Annotated in this window: 26 protein-coding genes; 14 read left to right on the top strand and 12 right to left on the bottom strand. The window is 42.6% G+C overall.

Going from position 1 to position 25,054, the window contains the following annotated elements:
- Positions 1-12 precede the first annotated feature (12 nt).
- Positions 13-450, bottom strand: coding sequence for a protoporphyrinogen oxidase HemJ (gene hemJ / locus QZ942_RS12295; protein ID WP_292996003.1), 438 nt, complete (start codon positions 448-450; stop codon positions 13-15).
- A 121-nt stretch (positions 451-571) separates the two neighbouring features.
- On the opposite strand from hemJ, the gene QZ942_RS12290 reads away from it, so the two are divergent.
- Positions 572-2,077 (top strand): carboxypeptidase M32, encoded by a 1,506-nt coding sequence (locus QZ942_RS12290; protein WP_292996001.1) that lies wholly within the window; start codon positions 572-574, stop codon positions 2,075-2,077.
- Between the two features lie 12 nt (positions 2,078-2,089).
- On the opposite strand, the gene pbpG is transcribed toward QZ942_RS12290, so the two are convergent.
- The 5 genes from pbpG to flgA form a co-directional block, all read right to left on the bottom strand.
- Positions 2,090-2,917 (bottom strand): D-alanyl-D-alanine endopeptidase, encoded by an 828-nt coding sequence (gene pbpG / locus QZ942_RS12285; RefSeq protein ID WP_292995999.1) that lies wholly within the window; start codon positions 2,915-2,917, stop codon positions 2,090-2,092.
- Positions 2,918-3,632: 715 nt separating this feature from the next.
- Positions 3,633-3,860 (bottom strand): hypothetical protein, encoded by a 228-nt coding sequence (locus tag QZ942_RS12280; protein WP_292995997.1) that lies wholly within the window; start codon positions 3,858-3,860, stop codon positions 3,633-3,635.
- A gap of 212 nt (positions 3,861-4,072) precedes the next feature.
- Positions 4,073-4,441: an Mth938-like domain-containing protein gene (locus QZ942_RS12275; protein WP_292995995.1), complete on the bottom strand. Its 369-nt coding sequence runs from the start codon at positions 4,439-4,441 to the stop codon at positions 4,073-4,075.
- Positions 4,442-4,539: 98 nt separating this feature from the next.
- On the bottom strand, positions 4,540-4,818 hold the full coding sequence (locus QZ942_RS12270) for an acyl carrier protein (protein ID WP_292995993.1): 279 nt from the start codon (positions 4,816-4,818) through the stop codon (positions 4,540-4,542).
- Positions 4,819-4,946: 128 nt separating this feature from the next.
- Complete coding sequence (flgA, locus tag QZ942_RS12265; RefSeq protein WP_292995991.1) at positions 4,947-5,663, bottom strand: flagellar basal body P-ring formation chaperone FlgA; 717 nt, start codon at positions 5,661-5,663, stop codon at positions 4,947-4,949.
- Positions 5,664-5,881: 218 nt separating this feature from the next.
- Here flgA and flgB point away from each other — a divergent pair, with 218 nt between their 5' ends.
- From flgB to flgL, 11 genes are all read left to right on the top strand, one after another.
- Positions 5,882-6,292: a flagellar basal body rod protein FlgB gene (flgB, locus tag QZ942_RS12260; protein ID WP_292995989.1), complete on the top strand. Its 411-nt coding sequence runs from the start codon at positions 5,882-5,884 to the stop codon at positions 6,290-6,292.
- Between the two features lie 2 nt (positions 6,293-6,294).
- Positions 6,295-6,699 carry a flagellar basal body rod protein FlgC gene (gene flgC, locus QZ942_RS12255; protein ID WP_292995987.1) on the top strand — a complete coding sequence of 135 codons (405 nt, stop codon included), beginning with the start codon at positions 6,295-6,297 and terminating at the stop codon, positions 6,697-6,699.
- An 11-nt stretch (positions 6,700-6,710) separates the two neighbouring features.
- Entirely contained in the window at positions 6,711-7,373 is a 663-nt protein-coding gene (locus QZ942_RS12250; RefSeq protein WP_292995985.1) for a flagellar hook assembly protein FlgD, read from the top strand.
- Positions 7,374-7,386: 13 nt separating this feature from the next.
- A complete protein-coding gene (flgE, locus tag QZ942_RS12245) occupies positions 7,387-8,655 on the top strand; it encodes a flagellar hook protein FlgE (RefSeq protein WP_292995983.1) in 1,269 nt (422 codons plus the stop codon).
- Between the two features lie 28 nt (positions 8,656-8,683).
- Positions 8,684-9,427, top strand: a complete 744-nt coding sequence (gene flgF, locus QZ942_RS12240; protein ID WP_292995981.1) for a flagellar basal-body rod protein FlgF — start codon at positions 8,684-8,686, stop codon at positions 9,425-9,427.
- A 37-nt stretch (positions 9,428-9,464) separates the two neighbouring features.
- Positions 9,465-10,247 carry a flagellar basal-body rod protein FlgG gene (gene flgG / locus QZ942_RS12235; RefSeq protein WP_292995979.1) on the top strand — a complete coding sequence of 261 codons (783 nt, stop codon included), beginning with the start codon at positions 9,465-9,467 and terminating at the stop codon, positions 10,245-10,247.
- Between the two features lie 26 nt (positions 10,248-10,273).
- Entirely contained in the window at positions 10,274-10,990 is a 717-nt protein-coding gene (locus tag QZ942_RS12230; protein WP_292995977.1) for a flagellar basal body L-ring protein FlgH, read from the top strand.
- Positions 10,991-11,040: 50 nt separating this feature from the next.
- Positions 11,041-12,150: a flagellar basal body P-ring protein FlgI gene (locus QZ942_RS12225; RefSeq protein ID WP_292995975.1), complete on the top strand. Its 1,110-nt coding sequence runs from the start codon at positions 11,041-11,043 to the stop codon at positions 12,148-12,150.
- A 17-nt stretch (positions 12,151-12,167) separates the two neighbouring features.
- Positions 12,168-13,175 carry a flagellar assembly peptidoglycan hydrolase FlgJ gene (gene flgJ / locus QZ942_RS12220; RefSeq protein WP_292995973.1) on the top strand — a complete coding sequence of 336 codons (1,008 nt, stop codon included), beginning with the start codon at positions 12,168-12,170 and terminating at the stop codon, positions 13,173-13,175.
- Between the two features lie 84 nt (positions 13,176-13,259).
- On the top strand, positions 13,260-15,176 hold the full coding sequence (flgK, locus tag QZ942_RS12215; RefSeq protein WP_292995971.1) for a flagellar hook-associated protein FlgK: 1,917 nt from the start codon (positions 13,260-13,262) through the stop codon (positions 15,174-15,176).
- 27 nt (positions 15,177-15,203) lie between these two features.
- Positions 15,204-16,412, top strand: a complete 1,209-nt coding sequence (flgL, locus tag QZ942_RS12210) for a flagellar hook-associated protein FlgL (RefSeq protein WP_292995969.1) — start codon at positions 15,204-15,206, stop codon at positions 16,410-16,412.
- 22 nt (positions 16,413-16,434) lie between these two features.
- Here flgL and purD read toward each other — a convergent pair whose 3' ends face one another.
- The 5 genes from purD to QZ942_RS12185 all read right to left on the bottom strand — a co-directional run bounded on the left by purD (position 16,435) and on the right by QZ942_RS12185 (position 21,918).
- Positions 16,435-17,742 carry a phosphoribosylamine--glycine ligase gene (gene purD, locus QZ942_RS12205; RefSeq protein ID WP_292995967.1) on the bottom strand — a complete coding sequence of 436 codons (1,308 nt, stop codon included), beginning with the start codon at positions 17,740-17,742 and terminating at the stop codon, positions 16,435-16,437.
- A 16-nt stretch (positions 17,743-17,758) separates the two neighbouring features.
- The gene (gene purH, locus QZ942_RS12200) at positions 17,759-19,318 is read right to left on the bottom strand and encodes a bifunctional phosphoribosylaminoimidazolecarboxamide formyltransferase/IMP cyclohydrolase (RefSeq protein ID WP_292995965.1); all 1,560 of its coding nucleotides are present in this window, start codon (positions 19,316-19,318) and stop codon (positions 17,759-17,761) included.
- A complete protein-coding gene (locus tag QZ942_RS12195) occupies positions 19,315-19,557 on the bottom strand; it encodes a helix-turn-helix domain-containing protein (protein ID WP_292995963.1) in 243 nt (80 codons plus the stop codon). Before QZ942_RS12195 ends, purH begins: the two co-directional genes overlap by 4 nt.
- Before the next feature lie 3 nt (positions 19,558-19,560).
- Positions 19,561-20,568 carry a tRNA dihydrouridine synthase DusB gene (dusB, locus tag QZ942_RS12190; protein ID WP_292995961.1) on the bottom strand — a complete coding sequence of 336 codons (1,008 nt, stop codon included), beginning with the start codon at positions 20,566-20,568 and terminating at the stop codon, positions 19,561-19,563.
- A 177-nt stretch (positions 20,569-20,745) separates the two neighbouring features.
- Positions 20,746-21,918: an FAD-dependent monooxygenase gene (locus tag QZ942_RS12185; protein ID WP_292995959.1), complete on the bottom strand. Its 1,173-nt coding sequence runs from the start codon at positions 21,916-21,918 to the stop codon at positions 20,746-20,748.
- Between the two features lie 324 nt (positions 21,919-22,242).
- Here QZ942_RS12185 and QZ942_RS12180 point away from each other — a divergent pair, with 324 nt between their 5' ends.
- Together QZ942_RS12180 and QZ942_RS12175 are read left to right on the top strand one after the other, a co-directional pair.
- Positions 22,243-22,992 carry an ankyrin repeat domain-containing protein gene (locus QZ942_RS12180; RefSeq protein WP_292995957.1) on the top strand — a complete coding sequence of 250 codons (750 nt, stop codon included), beginning with the start codon at positions 22,243-22,245 and terminating at the stop codon, positions 22,990-22,992.
- An 85-nt stretch (positions 22,993-23,077) separates the two neighbouring features.
- Entirely contained in the window at positions 23,078-23,752 is a 675-nt protein-coding gene (locus tag QZ942_RS12175; protein ID WP_292995955.1) for a tetratricopeptide repeat protein, read from the top strand.
- A 118-nt stretch (positions 23,753-23,870) separates the two neighbouring features.
- On the opposite strand, the gene QZ942_RS12170 is transcribed toward QZ942_RS12175, so the two are convergent.
- A complete protein-coding gene (locus QZ942_RS12170; protein ID WP_292995953.1) occupies positions 23,871-24,920 on the bottom strand; it encodes a class I fructose-bisphosphate aldolase in 1,050 nt (349 codons plus the stop codon).
- Positions 24,921-25,054: the final 134 nt, after the last annotated feature.

Genomic DNA, 25,054 nt, shown 5'->3' with positions numbered 1-25,054 from the left:
ATGTGAGGAATCTTAAAGCTCAGAAATCAGCGCAACCAAATCCGGTTTAACTACCACCAATATCACAACCGCAAACAAAACCAGCACCGGAAATTCATTAAACCAGCGGTAAAACACATGGCCATGCTGGTTGGCATCATTTTTAAATGCTTTCACATATTTTCCGCAGTAATAATGGTAGTAAATCAATATCAAAACCAAAGCCAGTTTGGCATGTAGCCAGCTTCCAGAAAAACCGTAACCCAGCCACAGCCACACGCCGAACACCACGGTCAGCACGGCGCCGGGGGTCATGATGCCGTAATAGAGTTTGCGCTCCATGATTTTGAAGCGGTCCTTGCCGGGTTGATCGTCGCATTGGGCATGATAGACAAACAGACGCGGCAGGTAGAATAGCCCCGCGAACCAGGTGACCATGAAAATGATGTGTAGCGATTTTATCCAGAGCATGGCAGTGTGAATGGTTGGTGTTAAAGTTGGTATGATACTGGGCTTGTGATTTTAGCGCTATCCCCTGGAATCAGGCGGAGTGTGAGCAGGGCTTATGTTTCGAATAAATAATGGGATGATTATGAATCAGCAGTATCAAAATTTAGTCCAGAAATTGGAAGAAATCACGCATTTAAGCGGCGTGATGAGTACGTTGGGGTGGGATCAGGAAGTGATGATGCCGCCGGGCGCCGGTGAGGCGCGTGCCAAGCAGATTGCGGCGCTGGCTGGCGTTATTCATGAACGCATGACCGATCCCGCGCTGGGAGAGTGCCTGAACGAGCTCAAGGAAAAGGATTTTGATGCTTTGGGTGAGCTGGAGCGCTGCAATATTCGTGAAGCGCTGCATAGTTATCAGTTAGAGACCAAAGTATCGAAGCGGCTGGTGCAGGAGCTGGCGGAGTTAAGCTCGCGCGGGCAGGGTATTTGGGTGATGGCGCGGCAGGAGAATAAATTTTCTGATTTTGCGCCGGTGTTGAAACGTTTTCTGGAACTTAAGCAAGAATGGGCGCAGTGTGTGTCGCCGGAATTGAAGCCCTACGATGCAAACATTGATCTGTTTGAGCGCGGCACGACGATGGATAGGATCACGCCGGTATTCGAGCGCCTGAAGCAGGAATTGATCCCGCTGATTCATGCCATTCAGGCGCATTCTTATCAACCGGATACTGCTTTTCTGCAAGGCAGGTTTGCGCTGGATAAGCAGGAAGCTTTGGCGCGTAAAATCAGCCAGGATATCGGTTTTAATTTCGAGCAGGGGCGTATGGATGTGTCGGTGCACCCTTTTTGCGGCGGCAGTCATCCGACCGATGTGCGCATCACGACGCGCTACAAAGACAGTAATTTTGTCGAATCGCTGTATGCGGTAATTCATGAAACCGGTCATGCACTCTACGAGCAAGGGCGCCCGCATGAATTGGGCGATTTGCCGGCTGCGGAATCACTGACGATGGGAATCCATGAATCCCAGTCGTTATTCTGGGAGCGCATGATTGCGCAGAGTAAACCATTTTGCCAGCACTATTTCGAGACGATCCGCGCGGCATTCCCGGATAACCTGAAATCTGCTACCGTCGATTCTTTTTATTGCGCGATTAATACGTGTAAGCCGGATTTTATCCGGGTAGAGGCGGATGAGGTAACTTATCCGTTGCATATTATTTTGCGCTATGAAATCGAGAAAGGGCTGTTTGATGGTTCGATGCAAGTTGATGATTTGCCACACATCTGGAATGAATTGATGCAGAAGTATCTGGGAATTCAGCCGCCTACCGATGCGCTCGGCGTATTGCAGGATTCACACTGGAGCGGGGGAGCGTTTGGGTATTTTCCTTCGTATACACTGGGTGCGATGTATGCGTGTCAGTTTTACCAAACGCTATTGCGCGAACAACCCGATACTGAGCGAAATATTGCTAAAGGTAATTTTGCGCCGATTAAGAACTGGCTCAATGAGAAGATCCACCGTCAGGGCAGATTGTACTCGCCACAAGAACTTGTTCAGCGTGTTACCGGTGAGGCTTTGAATCCGGATTATTTCGTTGATTATCTTAAGCGTAAGTACAGTGAAGTTTATAACCTGACGTAGAATCTGGCATTCTTATACTTGCCTGCGGCCCTGGTTGCTCTCTATCCATTTTTTTACGCGGTTGGCATCGCCAATACGGGTATTTTTGCCCCAGGAGTTCAGCAGAACAATCACAACGGGTTGCCCTGAAATTTTGGCTTGCATCACCAAACAGCGGCCCGCATCACTGAGATAGCCAGTTTTAGAAACACCGATATCCCATCCTTGGTTGCGTACCAAGCTATTGGAATTGACATACTGTAATTGAGCACGTTTATTGCCGGGTGATACGGAATGCTGTGATGTCGTTGAAAATTCACGGATAGCGGAATAGCTATTTGAGCTTGAGACTAACTTCGCCAAGTCACGTGCTGTCGCTACATTGTTACTATTCAAGCCGGTAGAGTCGACAAAACGACTGTTGGCCATTCCAATTTTCTTTGCCTTTTGATTCATGGCATCGACGAATGCTTTGGTGCCACCGGGATAGGTGCGGGCCAGCGCTGCTGCAGCGCGATTCTCGGAGGACATTAGTGCTAAGCGTAATAATTCATTGCGAGGATAACTACTGCCTACAGGCAATCGCGAAGATGAGTGTTTCAACTTGTCGACATCAGCATTCGTGATCGTGATTTTCTCATTCGGGGACAAGCGTGCATCAAGTGTGACCATGGCGGTCATTAATTTAGTGATAGAAGCAATAGGCATTACCTTATCTGCATTCTTATCATAGATGACATGCGCATTTTGAGCATTAAAAACCAGCGCAGCTTGCGACTTAATATCTAGGTTGTTTTTCTGTGCTAGGGTGTTACTGGTATAAAAAAATATGGCGCAAAATAAAAAAAATACTTGTTTCATTCTTTCTTCTCTCCAATTGACCGAAATTGTAAATCATTTTTAATCTACTTAAATATTTTCGTTATGAGCGAGGAAAGTGTCAGTTAAGAGAGTATTTAATCTATGAACGATTATTTTTAGTATTACGAATAAATAATCTTAACTTGCCGGTATTTAATTTTTTAAATTAAAAATAATTCAAAAGGAATAGATTTCATACCTGAATATTATTTGCTGGATAGTTTGCCACATTTTTGCGAGCATTGCTATCTAAACTTGGAATTAGTTCTTTATTTGCATAATGTTAAAGAGTCTTTCTAAGATAGAATATCAGGAAACAATAAACAATCTATTGATAATAATATAGAATTTGTCTTCTTGTTATTGGTTGCGGCGATGCTGCACAATTTATAGTCGTACGATTCAAAAAATGAATTGCTATGCTGGAGCGAGGAAGATAATACTGTGAAAGATTTTTAACATTCTGGAGGCTAAAGCGTCATTAAGTTGATTGTTCAAAAAAATAGGAGCAGGTGTTCCATTCTTTTGTATTTATAATCCACACTTTAAACCTATTTTTTAGATTGATATGGGCTCACTGCAGAATAATAGGCCAAGCCGATAGCCTCGAAATATTTACTTCTACTACTCAATTCATTGAAACCGACTTTGAGCGGAAGAAGGAAATAACCTTGACCTATCTCACTTGACCTATCAATCGACTTGCTTGTAATTATTATTTGCCAAAATTAGGTTGTTTAATCTTAGCTGGGCAAGTAACCATTTCACCGTCAACACGATCTTTGATTTTATCGCCGGCTTTTTTACCGTCACATGCCATTTGATTCAAAATATCCTGTGCGGCCATTGGAGGCAGTGCGGATTCTTTGTTTCCGCTGGCCATAGTGGCAGAAGAACCCAGTAAAAAGACTAAACCGATTGCAGCGATAAGAAATTTGTTCATTTTTAACTCCTATATTAATATTATGAAGGAAGCCAATTCTACTATACCTGACTTTCCAACCATGAATTTATCACAATCATAATTGTCATGGCCATTTCTTTTTTTAAAACTCGTGATTTAATGAAAAGATTTATTGCATTATTTGCGACTGATCCGGTTAGTTTAAACAATACGGCAATATAAATCCTGGGTTTCTTTTATATAGATAGAAACTAGATCAGCAACGCTGCAGCAACACGCCGTCCTTCTTCAACCAGAATATTATAGGTACGGCAGCAGGCTTTTGTATCCATCACTTCGATTCCAGTTCCCATTTTGGTTAACTGGCTTAGAACGGACTGACTAGGAAATTTATGCGTAATGCCTGTGCCAAGAATGATAATCTCTGGCTTATAGGGTATCAGCATTTCAAAATGCTGAACTTCCAGCTGTGAAACTGATATTACCGGCCAGTCTTCGATCAAGCGGTCGGACATAACGATCAGGTTCTTTTCGTAACGAATCTGATTAATCAATATATATCCGTCCCCATAGCCGGTGAAAATATATTGATGAGCAAAACTTGCAGGATGTAATTTCAATGCTTTGTTCCAGTTTATTCTGAATTAGATGCAGCAATTATGCAGTATTCAAATCAAAATACAATCTGTATCGTTCAAGTATTGATTGATGGGTGATCTTAATCGGATAGTTTATTTTTATCGGCTAATTTTTGTTCTACAAAATTAACTAAAGCACCGAGCGTATCAAACGTTTTCGCACTAATCTCGTCATCTTTAATCGAGATAGAAAAATTCTTTTCTAAAGCCAGGATAATCGTAACGACTGCGACGGAATCAAGCTCAGGAATACTTCCAAGTAATAGGGTGTCTAACCCCATCGTGTTGAACCGTTCCTCCAATCCTAGTACATCAGCCAAAATTCTTTTTATTTCAATGATAGGGTCTATTTTAGTCACAGTGTAAAAATTACTTGTTTTTTGAGTATTGAATTATAAGTCTGATCGAGGGTTAAGATCACTTGTTTACGTAAGTGAGAGCAAATAGCGCTCAACTAATATTAACGGAAACGTTTTGGGTTAATACGTTATGGCTGTATTTCAACAATTGAATTGATGCGCGCCAATCCGCTCATGATTCGTCCTGATTTATTGCGAACCTGAACAACTTGCCCCTCCGCCGCATCTGCTAGCGCCTGACCTTCCGATCGGATACTGAATCCACGCCCTTGAACGACCAGATTTACTGTTTGACCACGTATGACTACGTAGGGTGCTCGCAGCATTTGTGGACGTAATGGTTGCCCGGCAGTCAGGTTGGTGGTGGCCACTTTGCCGATTACTTGTGCGGCATCCGTGAATATGCCTTCCGGCATTTGTGCCAAATTAACATTTTGTGGTGCGATATCCTCATAGGCGAGTGTCTGGCCAGCAGTAATGGGGCGTGCGATATGTAACACATCAGTCATTACAATTATTTCAGTTTGTACATAGATGGTCCATTTTGCAACTTGGCTATCACAGCGAACCCCGATAGAAGTTTTTCCCCATAAACGCCCGCCGGTTGGAACAAAAGGTTCTAGATGCGGACACTGCGGTAAAGCAAGATGCCTGTCAATCTGACCCACATTCACAATAACTTGCCCGGATAGCGTGGTTGTATTGTTGTATAAAAAACTCTCGATTGCTCTTTTAATCAAAGCAATATCTTGATGCTGTGCAATAGTTTTGTGCTGTGATGCAAATGCCGGAATAGAAGAAGCAATCATTGGCAGACAAAGAATTAGCACTAAGCAACGTATCATAGATTTATTTTTAACCATTCATTTTTGCCGTTCTCGGCAATTATTGCCGCCTCACAGATATCTTAAACAACTGTAATAAAAGTCACGTTCGAAGATAGCGTCTATTTCAAGCCTTTTTTGTGAGTTGGTCTAGCCGCATGAACATTTATTATAGTTGGCATGCTAAGTGCTAATAAGTGAAGTGAATAGAAAACTATTTAAATTAAGGTATATAGAAAATGATTAACAAACTTGATAAAGAATTAAATTTTCATCATCAAGCTTTAAGTTTACGCGCTGCCAGACAAGAGTTACTTTCTGGTAATGTCGCTAATGCAGATACACCTAATTTTAAAGCGAAAGATATTGATTTCGCCAGTGTACTACATGAAAAGCTTTCATTGACTACAAACCTGAATAAAGTAAGTTTAAATACGACATCCCCGATGCATATTAATTCCGCTGCACAAGGAGCTTTTGGGGACAACATATTATATCGTGTTCCTTTACAACCCAGTGCAGATGGAAACACAGTAGATATGGATATGGAACGTACCCGGTTTGCGGACAATGCCATTAAGTACGATGCGAGCATAACATTCATTACGAATGAGTTTAGAAACTTAACAATGGCGATGCAGGAGAGATAATCATGTCATTATTTAACGTATTCGATATTTCAAGCTCAGCCATGTCAGCACAATCCCAACGCTTGAATGTGGTGGCTAGTAATCTTTCAAATGCTGACAGTGTAACTAGCTCAACCGGCGAACCCTATCGGGGACGCCAAGTGATTTTCAGTACATTACAGGCGGCTGCGAATGGCGCAAGCGGCGTTAAAGTTGCTGGGGTCGTTCACGATCAATCTCCAATGAAACAGTCGTTCCAGCCTCAACATCCGTTAGCAGATAAAAAAGGGTATGTGACGATGCCTAATGTCAATGTTGTCGATGAAATGGTCAATATGATGTCGGCATCGCGTTCGTATCAGAATAGTGTCGATATGATGAATACCACCAAATCACTATTACAAAAGACTCTAACCATTGGTCAATAAAGGAGAACAAGATGAATTCAGTCCAACAAACCAGCTCTCAAGCAATTCCATCGGTCACAACGACAGGAATTACTGCTAAAAAAGCCGAGGATCCACAGGATCGCTTTTTAAAACTTCTGGTTACACAAATGAAAAATCAAGATCCGCTTAAGCCGCTTGATAATGCGGAGGTTACCAGTCAATTAGCGCAAATTAGTACGGTAACTGGCATAGATAAACTGAATACAACACTGCAACTTTTGTCTTCCGATTATGAAGATAGCCAATCAATTGAAGCAACGGCAATGATAGGACATGATGCTTTTGTTCCAGGAAAATCTATACATCTTGAGAAAGATGCAGCCATTGCCGGTATTGAATTGGCTCAACCGGTCGATCAACTCAAAGTAACGATATTGGATAGCTCCGGAATTCCCATTCGCAATATCGATCTCGGTGCAAAACCAACAGGTATTAGCACAATTGGGTGGGATGGCATGACAGATAGTGGCGCCAAAGCTGCTATCGGAGATTACACCTTTGCTGTGAGTGCAAAACAAGGTGAAAATGATATTGAAGTCAAGACGCTTTCATTAGGTTCGGTAAATAGCATTTCCCACGGAGAACAGGGCACACTGCTTGATATGGGCAAATTGGGTTTGGTCAGTTTATCTGACATTAAACAGGTATTTTGATTAGGAGATCATTATGAGTTTTCAGCAAGGTTTAAGTGGTCTAAGTGCTGCATCGACAAATCTGGATGTCATTGGAAATAATATTTCCAATGCAAATACCCCTGGGTATAAACAATCCCAAGCCCAATTTACCGACATATTTGCAAGTTCATTGGATGGTGCTGGTTCTTCTAAGACTCAGGTAGGTATTGGCTCAAGAGTATCAGCTGTTGCGCAAATCTTTAACCAAGGAAATATTTCACCGACCAATAATCCATTAGACATAGCAATAAACGGGCAGGGGTTCTTTCGTATGAGTGAAGGAGGAGTGGTCAGTTATAGCCGAAATGGGCAGTTCCGTCTTGATGGCAACGGGTTTCTTACCGATTCCAATGCGGCGAATCTTACTGGATACTTAGCAGATGCCAATGGAGAAATCGTTGCCAGTCAACCGGCCAATTTGAAATTAAATACCACTGATATTCCGCCTCAAGTCACATCAACTTTCACAATGGGTATGAATCTGAATTCGGGTGAGACTGTACCTACAGTGACTCCTTTTGATGCGAATAATCCAAAAAGCTATACAAGTACAACATCCGGAACGATTATCGATAGCTTGGGTAATGCACATCTTTTCTCTATTTTTTTTGAGAAAACAGCTACAGCGGGTACATGGAATGCCTATGCAACCGTCGATGGCGAGGCATCAGCGACGGGTGTACCTATTGGTGTTACTCTGGACGGCGCTGCCTCAAAAGCATTGGTTTTTGATGATAATGGCGCATTGACTGCACCTATTGCACCTTTTAATGTGTCAGTCGATCTGGCAACCATTGATGCGAGCCTTAGCGCAGCTTCCCCCTTAGTTTTTTCTTTGGATTTGACGACAGCCACACAATTTGGATCTAAGTTTGGCGTGAATGCAATTTCCCAGGATGGATACACCTCTGGTCGGCTGGCTGGTTTTACAACATCCCCTGATGGCTTAATTCAAGGAAGTTATAGTAATGGGCAAACGAGATCGCTGGGACAAATTGTTTTGGCTAATTTTGTCAACCCACAAGGTTTAAATCCTGTTGGTAATGGACGTTGGATAGAAACACCCAGCTCAGGTCAACCCTTGGTGGGTCCCCCAAAAACGGGGACACTTGGCGCACTTCAAGCCTCTGCGGTCGAAGATGCTAATGTGGATTTGACGAGTGAATTGGTGAAAATGATTACTGCGCAGCGTATGTATCAAGCGAATGCCAAATCAATTGAAACTCAGGATGCTGTTTTGCAAACATTGGTTAATCTTTAATTTTCTCACTATAACTGAGTAAAAACTCATGGATCGACTGATCTATACATCGATGACTGGAGCAAACCATACGCTGAATCAACAAGCTACGGTTGCTCAAAACCTTGCTAATGCTGCAACAACAGGCTACCGGGCTGAGAACAACGCATTTCGCGCTGTGCCGATATTCGGCGACGGATTGCCGACACGTGCTTTTGTAGTTGATTCTACAATTCATGCAGATTTTACACCTGGCTCATTGCAAACAACTGGTCGTGATCTGGATGTTGCAATTAAAGGTTCTGGATGGATCGCAGTGCAATTGGATAGTGGTGAAGAAGCCTATACACGCAATGGCAACTTGCAAGTCAGCCCCAATGGTCTTTTGCTGACGCATAATGGACTTAAAGTCAAAGGCGACACAGGTACCATCACGATTCCCCCGGAAACTCGAATCACAGTCGGTGTTGACGGAACCGTATCATCTGTGCCGATTAATCCTCAACCTAATACTGTAGCTTTAGTGGGCCGAATTAAGCTGGTCAATCCACCGGAAGAAAATCTTGTCAGGGGGAGTGATGGCTTATTCCGCCTTAAAGATGGCGGGGTTGCACAAGTCGATGCCAAAGTCAGGCTTGTGGAAGGAACATTGGAAAGTAGTAATGTGAATGTTGTGCATGAGATGGTGAGCATGATAGCGCTCGCCCGTCAATTTGATATGCAAATGAAAATGCTTGAGAACGCGCAAAAAAATGCACAACAGGCCAGTCAAATAATGGTTGTTAGAGTTTAAAAATAAACATAAAAATAAATTTAAGAGGGTAATGATTATGGTTCGTTCCTTGTGGATTGCTAAAACTGGTCTTGATGCGCAACAAACCAAAATGGATGTCATTGCAAATAATTTGGCGAATGTGAGTACGAATGGATTTAAACGTGCTCGCGCAGTTTTTGAGGATTTGCTGTATCAAACAGTGCGCCAACCCGGGGCGCAATCTTCTCAGCAAACTCAATTGCCTTCAGGTTTACAGATAGGTACAGGCGTCAAACCGGTCGCGACAGAAAGTATTTTTACCCAAGGGGGGCTTCAACAGACGGGAAATCAGCGAGATGTTGCAATACGCGGGATAGGTTTTTTTCAGGTTTTATTACCTGACGGTACAACAGCCTATACGCGTGATGGGGCATTTCAATCCGATATCAATGGCCAACTGGTAACATCCAGTGGATATGCGGTTCAGCCAGCAATTACCGTGCCACCGAATGCGCTCGGTATCACAATAGCGCGTGACGGTACGGTATCAGCAACAGTACCTGGTTCTGTTGCGCCAATTCAAGTTGGCAACCTCCAGTTAGCCGGCTTTATTAATCCGGCAGGGCTGCAGAAGATGGGTGAGAACCTGTACATGGAATCTGCATCGAGCGGAACACCCAATCAGAATGCTCCTGGAACCAATGGGTTAGGGCTATTGGAACAGAATTTTGTTGAAACATCGAATGTGAATGTCGTGGAAGAATTGGTTAGCATGATTCAAACCCAGCGTGCGTATGAGATGAATTCCAAATCTATTGAAACTTCAGATCAAATGTTGCAGAAATTGGCGCAATTATAATTGAATGGGTTATCTGGAGTAATGTGATGGGTAATAACAATCTGAAAATAAAAAATCAATTCTTGTATCTGTATACACTGATTTTTGTTCTGCTTGTACCAGGTTGTGCGATGATACCATCAACAAGCACCCATCAGCCCAATACCTTTCGTTCGCCAAAACATGCAGCAGTAGCGACGCATCCCAATGGAGCTATCTTTCAGTCTATTCATAGCACAACAGGCGGTGTTCGTTATACCCCGTTATTTGAAGATCGAAGGGCGCGCAGTGTCGGCGATACCCTTATCGTTAATTTGAACGAAAGAACAAATGCCAGCAAGAGTTCAGGAAGTAATGTTGATCGGTCAGGTAGTATGGATTTTTCGGTGCCAAGCCTTTTAGGGATTCCTTTAAGCCTTTTATCGAAACACGCAACAGTCGAAGCAAAATCTAACAACAAGTTTGATGGCAGTGGTGAAAGTTCAAGTAAAAATGATTTTAAAGGCACGATTACGGTGACCGTCATAGAAGCATTACCGAACGGGAATCTTGTTGTCAGTGGCGAAAAACAAATCGGTATTAACCAGGGGCAAGAGTTTGTCAGATTGTCCGGAGTTGTTAATCCAATTCACATCATGGCGAATACGGTTTCTTCAACGCAAATTGCGGACGCGCGTGTTGAATATCGAGCCAATGGCTATTTGGATGAAGCACAAACAATGGGGTGGTTATCACGATTCTTTCTGTCGGTTACACCTTTCTAGATTATCCGATACTTAAAACATGCTTATCCTTGAAATAAATACATAAGATTATGAAAATAAGAAACATAATTATTCATCTTTTTCTTGCGATAGGTTTATTAGTGCCGGGAATTAGTGCAGCCGATCGCATCAAGGATCTAGCATCGATTCAAGGGGTGCGCAACAATCAATTGATTGGGTATGGTTTAGTTGTGGGTTTGGATGGTAGTGGTGATATGACAACTCAGACGCCATTTACCGTGCAAAGTATCATCAATATGCTCGGCCAATTGGGTGTTAACTTGCCGCCTGGTACCAATTTGCAATTACGGAATGTTGCCGCTGTGATGGTGACAGCGACGTTACCCGCGTTTGCGAAACCGGGTCAGCAAATTGATATCACCGTATCTTCTATGGGAAATGCGAAAAGTCTACGTGGCGGAACTCTCCTGATGACGCCCCTTAAGGGAGCTGACAATCAGGTTTATGCAATGGCACAGGGAAGCATTCTGGTCGGCGGTGTTGGGGCCGGGAATGCAGGCAGTAGTGTGCAGATTAATCATCTTAGTGCCGGACGTATTTCTGGCGGAGCTATTGTAGAGCGCGAGATATCGACAACAGTTGGGCAAGGTGATTTTATTAACCTGGAGCTGAATTCTACGGATTTTACGACGGTTAATCGTATTGTTGAGGCCATCAATGGGCTTCACCCTTCAACTGCATCTGCTATTGATGGCCGAATGGTGCAGATAAGAGCGCCCACTGATAATAGTCAGCGCATTATGTTTATTTCTCAGATTGAAAGTCTGGACATAACACCTGCAAAAGCGCCTGCAAAAGTTATTGTAAATTCACGTACCGGCTCGGTAGTGATGAATCAAGGAGTAACTCTTGAAACGAGTGCAATTGCACATGGTAATTTATCCATTATTATCAATACAGAGCCTGTAATCAGTCAACCAGGACCATTTGCACAACGTGGTGAAACAGTGGTAGCACAAAGATCCCAAGTTGAAATACGTACTGACGAGGGGAATTTAATGCTACTGCCGAGTGGCGCGGATCTTGGGGAAGTTGTTAAGGCTCTAACAGCGATTGGTGCGACAACACAAGATCTGGTGTCCATATTACAGGCGCTAAAAGCAGCGGGCGCTTTGCGTGCTGAGCTGGAAATTATTTAATTACTGGATTAAAACATATGGTTATCTCACCGGATATTTCTAGTAAGCTCGCAGTTGATGCCAAGAGCATTGATGATCTGCATTTAATGGCCAAGCAGAATCCAGATGAAGCATTGCAAAAAGCAGCGCAACAGTTTGAAGCATTGTTTATGAATATGTTGCTAAAAAGTATGCGTGAGGCAACGCCGAAAGATGGGCTGTTTGATAGTCAACAAACCCAGTTCTTTACGCAGATGTATGATCAGCAATTATCACAACACTTATCTACCAAAGGAATTGGTATTGCCGACATAATGGTGCAGCAATTGACTCGCGCTAATAATGCAATTGAATCAAAAACTTCAATAAGTAATACCGATGCTATTATGTCAGCGATTAATTCCAGTAATCAACGGGCTGTGGTTAAAGATGGTCATCCCAATGATAAATCGGAACAGTTATGGCCGAGTGCGCTGAATTCATCGAATGCAGCGATGCCAACTGGGAAAGTGAATTCATCTGCTGACGTATTTCACGTACCAATCCCGCTAGAGGCACAACTAAAAAAATCATCCAATCATTCAACGGATTTTATCGAAAAACTTTTGTCGCATGCAAAGATAGCTTCACAGTCAACTGGCATTCCACCGCATTTCATGCTAGCACAAGCTGCGCTGGAGAGCGGCTGGGGTAGACATGAGATTCGCCATGCAGATGATAGTCCAAGCTACAACCTGTTCGGGATCAAAGCCGGCACAAACTGGAAAGGGGATGTTGTGGAAAAAGTAACTACCGAATACGTCAACGGTTCACCTCAGAAAATGGTTGAGAAATTCCGTGCTTATAGCTCTTATGCAGAGGGATTTAGTGACTATGCCAATTTGCTATTAGATAACCCGCGCTATGCAAAAGTATTGAAGTCCACTGATGCTGCTTCATTTGCAAATGGTTTGCAACGTGCGGGATATGCAACTGATCCATTGTATGCCGAGAAGTTGATTCGAATACTTAATAGTGAAACATTGCAGAATCGCGAATTTATTTGATGAATAAAAGTTTTGTTAATTCTTTTATCATTTTACCGATACAACTCTTATATGTTTTTAGATATTTAGAATTGGATATTAATTATGGGAAATAGTATTCTTGACATTGGCATTACAGGCTTATTAACCGCGCAAAGCCAGTTGTTAACGACCAGCCATAATATCAGCAATGCGGATACACCTGGTTATAAGCGTCAGCAGGTTGTGCTGAGTACCAATATACCGCAATCTTCCGGGGCTGGATTTGTTGGACGTGGTGTTCACTCAACGACAGTTCAGCGCATATACAATCAATTCGTTGTGAGTCAATCATTACAGATTCAGACACAAAGCCAAGCGATGGATAGTTATTTCTCGCAGATAAAACAATTAGATAATATGCTTGGTGATTCTTCTTCTGGACTCTCTCCAGCAATCCAGAATTTTTTTAGTGCTGTACAAGATGTGGCAACAAATCCATCAGTAATCCCATCACGCCAGGCTATGATAAGTAATGGTGAAGCCCTTGTGGCGCGTTTCCAAAGTATGGATCAGCGTATGGCACAAATCAGAGAAGACGCGAATACTCAAATTACCAGCACAGTAGCTGATATAAATTCTTTAGCAAGTCAAATAGCAGATATCAATCATCAGATCTTATTGGCGGAAGGTGCGGCTGGCGGGCAGCCTGCCAATGATATGCAAGATCAGCGAGATGAATTGATTAGTCAATTAAATAAATTAGTAAATACCGATACGGTGCGACAAAGTGATGGCTCAGTAAATGTATATGTGGGTAGCGGACAAGCGCTGGTAGTTGGAACTCAAACCCTCTCATTTAAAGCAATCGTATCACCAGATAGTCCGGATAATTTAACAATTGGATTAGTTATTGGAAATAATACAGTTCAGCTTCCAGAAAATCAGATTACAGGGGGAATGTTAAACGGCGTTCTGTCATTTCGTAGTGTTACACTGGATAGTGCACAGAATGCATTAGGCAGAATTGCTATTACGTTAGCTCAAACTCTCAATGCGCAACATCAGTCAGGTATGGATCTTAATGGTGATATGGGGGATGATTTCTTTACGCTACCCTCACCCAAAGTAATTTCAGCATTGAGCAATAATCCTGCATCGAGCATTACTGCAGGTATAAGTGATTATAGTGCTTTAACAACAAGCGATTATCAGTTCTCTTATGACGGAACAAATTATATTCTGACTAGATCATCTGATAATACCTCGGTAAGTACCGCAGTTGCGCCAACAGGAGCTTCGCCGCTAACGCTGGATGGTATATCTGTCACCGGAGCAACTATTCTTACTAATGAGAGATTCCGGATTCAACCAACCATAAATGGCGCAAAGGATTTGGCGGTAAATATTTCCGACACAACAAAAATTGCTGCGGCTGGGCCAAATCGTACCGATGCAGCATTAACAAATACCGGGACAGGAAAAATCAGTGCTGGAACTGTCAATCCATTGCCACTAAACTCAAATCTTCAGCAACCGTTAACGATAACATTTCATACGCCGTATGATGGCCAATATGATGTGGCTGGCATTGGTACTGGATTGCCGGCAACTAACCAAGCATATGCCGCAGGATCTGATATTAGTTTTAATGGCTATACTTTCCAAATTAGTGGTAGTCCTGCCGCAGGCGATATCTTCACAATTGCGCCTAACCATAATGGGTCGGCTGATAATCGAAATGCATTGTTGATGGGTGTGCTGCAAACCAAAAATACTTTGGCAAATGGCACAGCGTCATACCAGTCTGCCTACGGACAGCTCGTTAGCCAAGTTGGTAATAAAACTCGAGAGTTGGAAGTAACCAGTAAAGCGCAAGCTACTTTACTGAAGCAAACCGAAAATACCATGCAATCGGTATCGGGTGTTAATCTGGATGAAGAAGCTGCTAATTTAATGCGCTTCCAGCAAGCTTATCAGGCTTCAAGCAAGGTCATTGAAATGAGTAATACACTATTTGACTCAATTCTTCGTATTGGTTAAATATATATTTAGGGTAGGGGCAATATTATGCGTGTTAGTACAAATACAATTTATGAAACCGGAACTAATTTAATGCTGCAACAGCAGGAAGCGTTAGTTAAAACGCAACAGCAACTTTCCACCGGTAGACGCATCCTAGCTCCTTCAGATGACCCTATTGCTGCAGCACAAGCATTAAATATTACACAATCAGAATCACTGAATAAGCAATATGCAGTAAATCGCGCCAGCGCAAATTCTTCGTTGGGATTGGAAGAAAATATATTAAAGCAAGTCACTTCGCTTCTTCAAGATGTTCATGGCACAACAGTCTATGGCGGAAATTCGACACTGACAGATGCTGATAGAAAGATTCTGGCAACGGAATTGCGCAGTAAATTGGATTCATTAGTTGGCCTGGCCAATACAACGGATGAGAATGGACAATTTTTATTTTCAGGTTATCAAGCAAGTACAAAACCTTTTGTTCAAACCGGATTAAATGTGCAATATTCGGGAGATCAAGGGCAAAGATTGAATCAAGTAGGGCCGGCACGCCAACTTGCTATCAGTGACTCGGGCACGGATATTTTTGAACGTATAAAGAATGGTAACGGTGTTTTCGCAACCGCAGCAAATTCCCTAAACTTAGGGACAGGTGTAATTGATGGTGGATCGGTGATTACTCCAGCGAGCCTAACCGGGGCTAATTACGATATAAATTTCAATGTTGCTGCTGGTGTGACGACTTATGATATTGTCAACACAACAACAGGATTACCAGTTTCTTCAGCTAATCCCTACGTAGGTAACAGTACAATCAGTTTTGATGGAATACAGGTGAGTATTAAAGGTAATCCGGCGAACGGGGATAAATTTACAGTTTCTCCCAGTAGCAATCAAAGTATTTTCAAAACCGTAAGCGATCTAATTACAGCACTTGAAACGCCATCCAGTGGGCAGCCTGGGGGTACTCGACTTGCGAATAGTTTAAGTACAGCACTACAAAGTATTAACAATAGCTTAGAGCATGTGCTTACAAAACAGTCCTCTATTGGGGCCCGGATGAATGAAATCGATACCTTGGAAAGTGTCGGTAGTGATCAAGATATTCAATTTAAGCAATTACTATCACAATTACAAGATGTTGATTTCGCAAAAGCAACATCAGATTTCCAAAGACAACAGCTGTATCTTCAAGCCGCACAGCAGTCCTATATTAAAATTTCCGGGTTATCCTTGTTTAATTATATTTAGACATACCAATTTCTTTCTTAAGTTATTTTTTTCGCTGATAGTTTATGCCTTGATATCCAATATCGTGACGAATCTGATAGTCATCAAAGTGAATTTTTTCAATGAGTTTATAGGCATTCTGCTGCGCGATTCTAACGTTTTCACCTAATGCGGTTACGCATACAACACGACCTCCTGCCGTCATAATTTCCTTTTCATCATTCCCTCCCATGCGCGTTCCGGCATGAAAAATATGAAAACTGTCGGTGTTTTCTTGGTCAATGATAAGATCCTGTAAACCTTGGATCACGTCATTCTTTCTCGGATCCTCCGGATAACCATGCGCCGCCATCACAACACCCAGCGCAGCACGCCGGTCCCATTCCGCATCAACTTTATCCAATGTTCCATTCACAGCATGCGTTATTAATGTCAGAAGTTCGCTTTTTAAGCGCAGCATGATGGGTTGAGTTTCTGGGTCTCCTAGCCGGCAATTAAATTCCAATACTTTTGCTTGATCTTCCGCAGTAATCATTAATCCGGCATACAGAAAACCGGTATAGTTAATGCCTTCCTCTTTTAATCCATTGATAACGGGATAGATGATATTACGCATGATTTGCGCATGCAGGCTGGGTGATATAAAAGGGGTTGGCGAATATGCGCCCATTCCGCCAGTATTGGGACCCAGGTCTCCATCAAATAGGCGTTTATGATCCTGGCTAGTAGCCAAAGGCAGAATATGACATCCATCTGTCATGACAATAAAACTTACTTCTGTGCCGCGCAGGAATTCCTCAATAATAATTTCATAACCTGCGCTGCCAAAATTCTTTTCGACCAGTATGGCATTGATAGCAGAATGTGCTTGTTCATTGGTTTGAGCAACCACAACACCTTTCCCTGCTGCGAGTCCATCGGCTTTAATTACCAGAGGTGTGGATTTTTGATCGATATACTCATGTGCCAGCACAGGATCTTGAAATCTTGCATAGTTGGCTGTCGGAATATGGTGCCGTTGCATGAATTCCTTGGCGAAGATCTTTGAAGTTTCGAGTTGAGCGGCTTGCTGGACAGGGCCAAATATTTTCAGACCAGCAGCTTGGAACGCATCAACGATACCTTCAGCCAGTGAGGTTTCTGGGCCTACTACCGTTATTGCAATTTGTTCTTGCTTTGCGAATTCAATTAATTCAGGAATAGATGTGATCGAAATATTTTCAAGCCCGCGCTCTAAAGCAGTACCCGCATTACCCGGCGCCACAAATACTTTATGGACTCGGGGCGATAAGCTCAGTTTCCATGCTAATGCATGCTCTCTGCCGCCGCCGCCAATAACCAGTAATTTCATGAAATTTTGAGATTCTCTAATGTCTGAAATGGCGAATTCCGGTGAATACCATTGAAACACCTTGTTCATCGGCAGCAGCAATCACTTCGTTATCACGGATACTGCCACCGGGCTGAATTATTGCTGTTGCACCAGCTTGCACCACAACATCTAAACCATCCCGGAAAGGGAAAAATGCATCCGATGCGACCACAGATCCAGTAAGTGTGAGGCCCGCTTGCTGTGCTTTTATAGAAGCGATGCGTGCACTATCAACACGGCTCATTTGACCAGCACCGATGCCTACGGTTTGGCCATTGCTGCAAAATACAATGGCGTTAGATTTGACAAATTTTGCAACGCGCCATGCGAAAAGTAAGTCGTCCAATTGTGCCGGTGCGGGTATTACTTTGGTGACTATTTTAAGATCTGCAACTGTAATATTCAGAATGTCGGGTGTTTGTACAAGAATACCACCGCCGATTCGTTTTAAATCATAGTGATGATGCCCATTTTGTAATGGCAGAATCAATACGCGGATGTTATTTTTTTGCAATAGAAGCCGTTGGGCTTCCTGCGTTATTTCCGGTGCAATAATGACTTCGACAAACTGTTTTAGAACAGCTTCAGCAGTGTCTGTATCGATGGTTCGGTTAAATGCAATGATGCCGCCAAAAGCAGAAGTTGGATCGGTTGCAAATGCAAGCTGGTAGGCGCGAAGCGTTGTTTCAGCAATGGCTACGCCACAAGGGTTAGCGTGTTTAACAATCACACAGGCCGGGCTGTCAAAAGTTTTGACACATTCCCACGCTGCATCGGTATCAGCGATGTTATTGTAGGATAATTCTTTGCCCTGCAACTGCTGATAATTCGCTAAGCTACCTGGGGTTATGGATTCATCACGATAGAAGGCAGCTCTCTGATGCGGATTTTCTCCATAACGTAAATGCTGTGCAAGTTTAAAATTCAGATTAAGGGAATCTGGAAAATCCTTATGAAGATAGCCGGTATCCAATGCAGTTAAATAGTTACTGATAGCGCTGTCATAAGAAGCTGTATGCGTGAAAGCTTTTTTTGCCAACATAAAACGGATAGTCAAACTAATCGATCCAGAACTCGCTGCTAATTCTTCACAGAGTAATGAATAGTCTTGAGGATCCGTGATAACAGTTACTTTTTGGTAATTCTTGGCTGCTGCGCGGACCATGGTTGGGCCACCAATATCAATGTTTTCAATAGCATCATCCAGGCTACAATTTTGTTTTGCGATTGTTTGTCTGAAAGGATACAGATTGACGATGACTAGTTCTATATTCGGAATAGATGCTTTATCAAGTGCATCTTGGTGATCTAATGAATCATCGCGCGCGAGTATGCCGGCATGAATTTTTGGGTGCAGTGTTTTGATCCGGCCATCGAGCATTTCTGGAAAACCAGTGTAGTCGCTGACCTCAATAACACTTATTCCAGCTTCAGATAATAATTTGGCAGTACCACCTGTTGATAGGATAGTTATATCGTACTGAATCAGTTTTTTTGCTAAATCGATGATCCCGGTTTTATCTGAGACACTGATGAGTGCATATTTAATAGTCATTTAATTTGGAATTGCTTCATTTTTTGACGTAGCGTATTTCGATTTATTCCAAGTAACTCGGCTGCTTGGGTTTGATTGCCTTTGGTATGTTGTATGGCAATTTCAATCAGGGGTTTCTCAACGCTCTGAATTACCATGCTATATAGATTCCCTGGCTTCTCCCCATCCAGGTCATTGAGATAGCCGCCGATCGCTTTGCGAATACAGGATGCAATTTCATTCTCCTTGATTGCATTCATAAACTAACTACTCCCTTCTTTGATATAACTCAATCTTTGACCTTCTTCAGCTAATTGTGAGAAAAATTTATTGGTTTCTATAATTTGCTGATCACTGGTTTGTAATTGATTCATTGACTGACGAAAGCCAGCAGAGCCAACAAGTCCCTTGGTGTACCAGGATATGTGTTTACGTGCAATGCGAACACCCGAGTATTCGCCGTAGAAATCATATAAATCATGCAGATGATTAATGAGTACTCGATGTATTTCCGCTACTTCGGGCGGTTGTAGGTATTGGTCAGTTGTAAGATAATGATTTATTTCACGAAATATCCATGGTCTGCCTTGTGCGGCACGACCTATCATAATTGCATCGGCTTTTGTATAGGCAAGAATATGTTTTGCTTTTTCGGGAGTAGTAATATCACCATTTGCAATGATGGGGATCTTGGCGGCGGCTTTAACAGCCGCAATCGTGTCATATTCGGCGGTGCCGGTATATGCGCAAGCTCTTGTGCGGCCATGAATAGCGAGTGCTTGAATGCCCGAGTTTTCAGCAATATGTGCTATGGCTAATGCATTCTTATGTTGTTTGTCCCAGCCGGTACGAATCTTAAGTGTGACCGGTATATCGACAGCCTTTACTACTGCATCAAGAATTCTTTCCACTAATTTCTCATCTTGTAGTAATGCAGATCCGGCCATTACATTGCATATTTTTTTTGCTGGACAACCCATGTTAATATCAATAATCTGGGCGCCATTTTCAACATTGTAACGTGCTGCAGCTGCAAGCATTTTGGGATCAGCGCCGGCAATCTGAACTGTGATGGGAGAAACCTCGCCTTCATGATTCGCTCGTCGTAGTGTTTTTTGAGAGCCCCAGAGTAATGAATTACTCGATACCATCTCAGAGACAGCCATACCGGCACCCATAATTTTGCATAACTGTCTAAACGGGCGATCGGTAACGCCTGCCATCGGAGCAACAATCAGTTTGTTTTTTAAAATGTGTGTGCCAATCTGCATGTAAGCGGTGTCTATAGGCTGGTAGTTATTGATAATCTAAATATTGTTGCTGAGTAACGATCATCTGAACACTCAGTGGCAATCCGGATAATTGGAGCGAGCGATCACATAATTTTCACATTCCGTTGGAACTAATTATAGCTTTTGTCAGACCCATAGTGGAGCTATGATTGAAAATTATCCTCTGGCTCCAAATATCATACGACGGGCAACAAATCTTTTGAGGGGCGGGATACAGTTCAATGTACTTAACCCGGCTCCACAAGCGTGTTTGAGTATTTTATTTTCATTAGAAAAAAGCTTGATCAATGAATCTGTAAATAGTCTGCCGGCATTACTATCAATGTGTCTACTTTGACGGTACCTTGATAACATAGTCGGTGTGCCAATCTCCAGAGCCGAGCATTGTGTATTGATAATTTCGCAAGCCAATTCATAGGCATCTCTTAGGCCCAGATTAAACCCTTGCCCTGCGACGGGATGTAATGTTTGGGCCGCATTGCCAATTAGTGCAACTCTTTGAGTTGTGGCCAGTGTTGCGTATTTGAGTGCCAATGGAAATGCAGATCTTTTTCCTGTTTTAATGAATTTTCCGAGCCTATTACCAAAATGCTGATGTAACCGAATCAGAAAATCTGCATCATTCAGCGCGGTAATTTCTTTCACTGCCTCGGGACTTACAGTCCACACTAAAGCGAAATCATCACCGTTTGGAAGCAATGCAACCGGCCCATCAATTGTAAAACGTTCGTAAGCTATACCTGTCTGCTTTTTTTCAGCTTGAACATTTGCAACAATGGCCCATTGCTGATAATCATATGTTTGATAAGTGATATCAGGTATTTGCTTGGCCAGCTGGCCGCCATCGGCGAGAACAAGTAGTTTAGCTGAAACCTTGTCTTGCTTGCCCTGGTAATCGAAATAGACATAGCCTGAATTTGCATTGGTATCGAGTTGAGTGACAATTGCACCAGCAATGTAGTCAGACTTCTTTCCGGTTAATTTCTTGTGCATGGAGCAAAAAAGGTCATGGTAATTCACTACATATCCTAATGCTGGAACACCTGCATCATCCGGTGTTAAAACAGTTTGGCCGAAATTGCCGCGGTTGGATATATGGATAGTAGTAATTGGAGTATTTTGTGCCAGTTCGCTCCATACCCCTAAGCGATGCAATATCAGACGACTTCCATGCGATAGTGCTAATGGACGAGGGTCTTCGTCTTTTTCGGGTAAACCACGTGCTTCGAGTAGTAAATTTGAAACACCGGTATCGCGCAGAGCAAGTGCCAGAGCCATTCCCACCGGGCCACCGCCAATGATAACGATGTCATAATGATCAGTGGTCATATTATTTATGCTTTGAATTGTTTCGGGATATAAACATGAACCAGATAAGATGTTAAATTCAATAATGTCGACTGATATAAATCACATTCTGCATTTGCATCAGATTTCATGAATGAATTAACTGAGCAAGAATAGCACACATGCTAATAGTTATGGAATGCAGAGCCAAGGCATCTGATATGATGCGCTGATCAAAAAATGGCATCATTGTATAATCCTGTTTCTAATCGATGGTTACTGATGCGGTAAGTTTAATTTAAAATGTTGTACAAATGATGATTTTAGAATTTTCTGTGTGGATATGTTGATGGGAAGGAACTTTGCATGACAGGATTATTAGAAAATAAAACCACAAGATGGATCGTATGTTTATTGATCTTTGTTTCTACCAATGTCTGGTCGATGAATCTTGATACTGAGCTGATTGGTGCCGCAGACAAAGGTAATTTTTCATCGGTTAAAAAGATACTGGATACGCAACAGATCGATCAAGAGGAATTAAATGCTGCTTTTCTGGTTGCGGTTAAAAAGGGAAATCCCGCGATTGTTGAACGCTTTTTACAAGCAGGAGTAAATGTAAATTTAAGAGCAGAGAATGGTTACACGCCCTTGATGCAGGCTGCTCGTGATGGACGAGAACAGGTTGTCGAAGTTCTGCTAACAGCTGGGGCTGATGTCAATGCTGTTTCGGAAGAAAATGATACCGCTTTGATATTAGCTGCTGAAAAAGACAGAAGAAAAGTGATCGCTTTATTGTTAGCTGCTCAAGCCAATGTCAATGCAAAAAGAACTAATGGAATGACAGCACTTTTACTGGCAGCGCAAGAAGGTCATCAGCAGACTATTCAGGTCTTGATCAAAGCGAATGCTGAAGTCAATTATCAGTTGGAGAATGGCGCGACAGCATTAATGTTGGCTGTACAGAATGGCCATCTGGGGGCAGTTCATTCGTTGATAGCGGCAAATGCCAATCTTAATGTTAAAGCAAGCAATGGAGTAACTCCGCTAATACTGGCTGAGCGTTATCGCTATCGGGAAATCATTGAATTGTTAAAGAAGTCCGGTGCTAAATAGCAAACATTAATACACAACTTCTAATCAAGTTGTTATAGTGCTCCGGCTTGTTATTGTTAAACTAAGGAAATAAAGGAAATTATAAATGAAATTTTTAGCTGTTCTATTACTAGCTGCTACAGCTTTATTACTTACTGGCTGCGGTGAAGAATCAAAAAGTGATAAATCAGAAATCAGCACATCACCAATACCTACGAATGAAGTAACCAAGCTGGGTGAAATTCCATCGTTCATAGGCGAAGGGTTGACCAATGAAGAAAAGGCAGAGCTAAAAGAACAAATTTTGCCTGCGGGGGTAGGCGATGTTAAAACGGCCGAAGAAAAATTTAAAGCTTTAATGGAAGATGCTAAAGCGGGAAATCCTGCTGCTCAGAATGGTCTAGGTGTTATGTATTATACCGGTGAAGCGGTTTCAAAGAGTCCGACTGGCCAATTATTGGATAATGATCCTGAAGTGGCAGCCGGGTGGTTCTTTCGTGCTGCAGAGCAAGGTTACGCAGATGCGCAATTTAATCTGGGACTTATGTATGCAAATGGTGAAGGTATCCCGCAAGACATGGCACAGGCTGCCGAGCTATTTAAGAAAGCTGCAGAACAAGGTCATGTGGATGCACAGAATAATTTAGGTGCCATGTACTTTACTGGGGAAGGGGTGGCAAGAGATGAGAAAAAAGCCGTTGAATGGTTTGAAAAAGCAGCAGCTCAAGGTAATGAAGACGCTCGTGCAAACCTGGAAGCTATAAAAGCATCAGGCAAATAATCTCGCGATTGTATACCTGATGTTGTTATTAAAGACGGGACTGTGCCATGTCTTCTACATTATGCATTTATAAGAACAACAAAAATTCAATTCGTGCAGTATGTCTAGATATGATAACTCAGGCAATGGTTACTTCTTTAGATAAGTACACATCCTGAATTGCATGGAGTAGTTTGACACCTTCGGTAAATGGTTTCTGGAATGCTTTTCGTCCGGAAATTAAACCCATACCGCCTGCACGCTTGTTGATGATTGCAGTTCGAATCGCCTGGTGCAGATCATCACTACCTGATTCACCGCCTGAATTAATCATACCAATCCTACCCATGTAACAATTTGCGACCTGATAACGTACCAGATCAATCGGATGATCTGTCGTCAGGTCGCTGTATACCTTGGAGTGGGTCTTGCCAAATTTAATTGCGTTATAACCACCGTTATTGGTCGCCATTTTCTGTTTGACGATATCAGCGCCGATAGTTACTGCCAGATGATTAGCCTGACCGGTCAGATCAGCGCTAACATGATAATCCTTGTCGGCAGTTTTAAAAGCGTTGTTACGTGTATAAGCCCATAATATGGTTACCATGCCCAAATTATGCGCATGTTCGAATGCTGCCGAAACTTCCTGGATTTGTCGGCGTGATTCATCCGAACCAAAAAAAACTGTAGCGCCTATTGCGCAAGCGCCTATATCGAAGGCCTGATTGACACTGGCAAAAAGAGTTTGGTCGAACTTATTCGGATAAGTCAGCAACTCGTTGTGATTGATTTTAAGAATCATGGGAATCTTGTGTGCATACTGGCGAGCTACGATACCCAATACACCCAATGTGGAAGCGACCCCATTGCAGCCGCCCTCAATGGCAAGTTCAATAATGTGCTTGGGATCAAAGAACAGTGGATTGGGTGCAAATGACGCGCCTGCTGAATGCTCAACGCCTTGATCGACGGGTAAAAGTGACAGATAGCCTGTACCTGCTAAACGTCCTTGATTATAAAGCGCCTGAAGATTGCGCAGCACACTCGGCTTTCGATTGCTTAAAGCCATTACGCGATCGACGAAATCAGCACCAGGCAGCTGTAGGTCATGCTTGGGTATAGTAGTACAGACATGCTTAAGAAGAAAGTCACTTTCATTGTTCAGAATGCTAATAATATCCGTCATTTTTTCTTATATGGACGCCTCCCGGTTTGGCAAGCAATATTTCGTGTTTTGGTAAAAATAAAATCGGCTGCAGTCTTATATCCGGCCTTGTTGCAGATTGGATTTCTATCTGCGGGCCCTGATGGAATTCGCCA

This window comes from Nitrosomonas sp., assembly GCF_021731985.1.
Taxonomy (GTDB): domain Bacteria; phylum Pseudomonadota; class Gammaproteobacteria; order Burkholderiales; family Nitrosomonadaceae; genus Nitrosomonas.
Note: the sequence above shows the minus strand (reverse complement) of the source record. Positions and strands in the feature narration are given on the sequence as shown.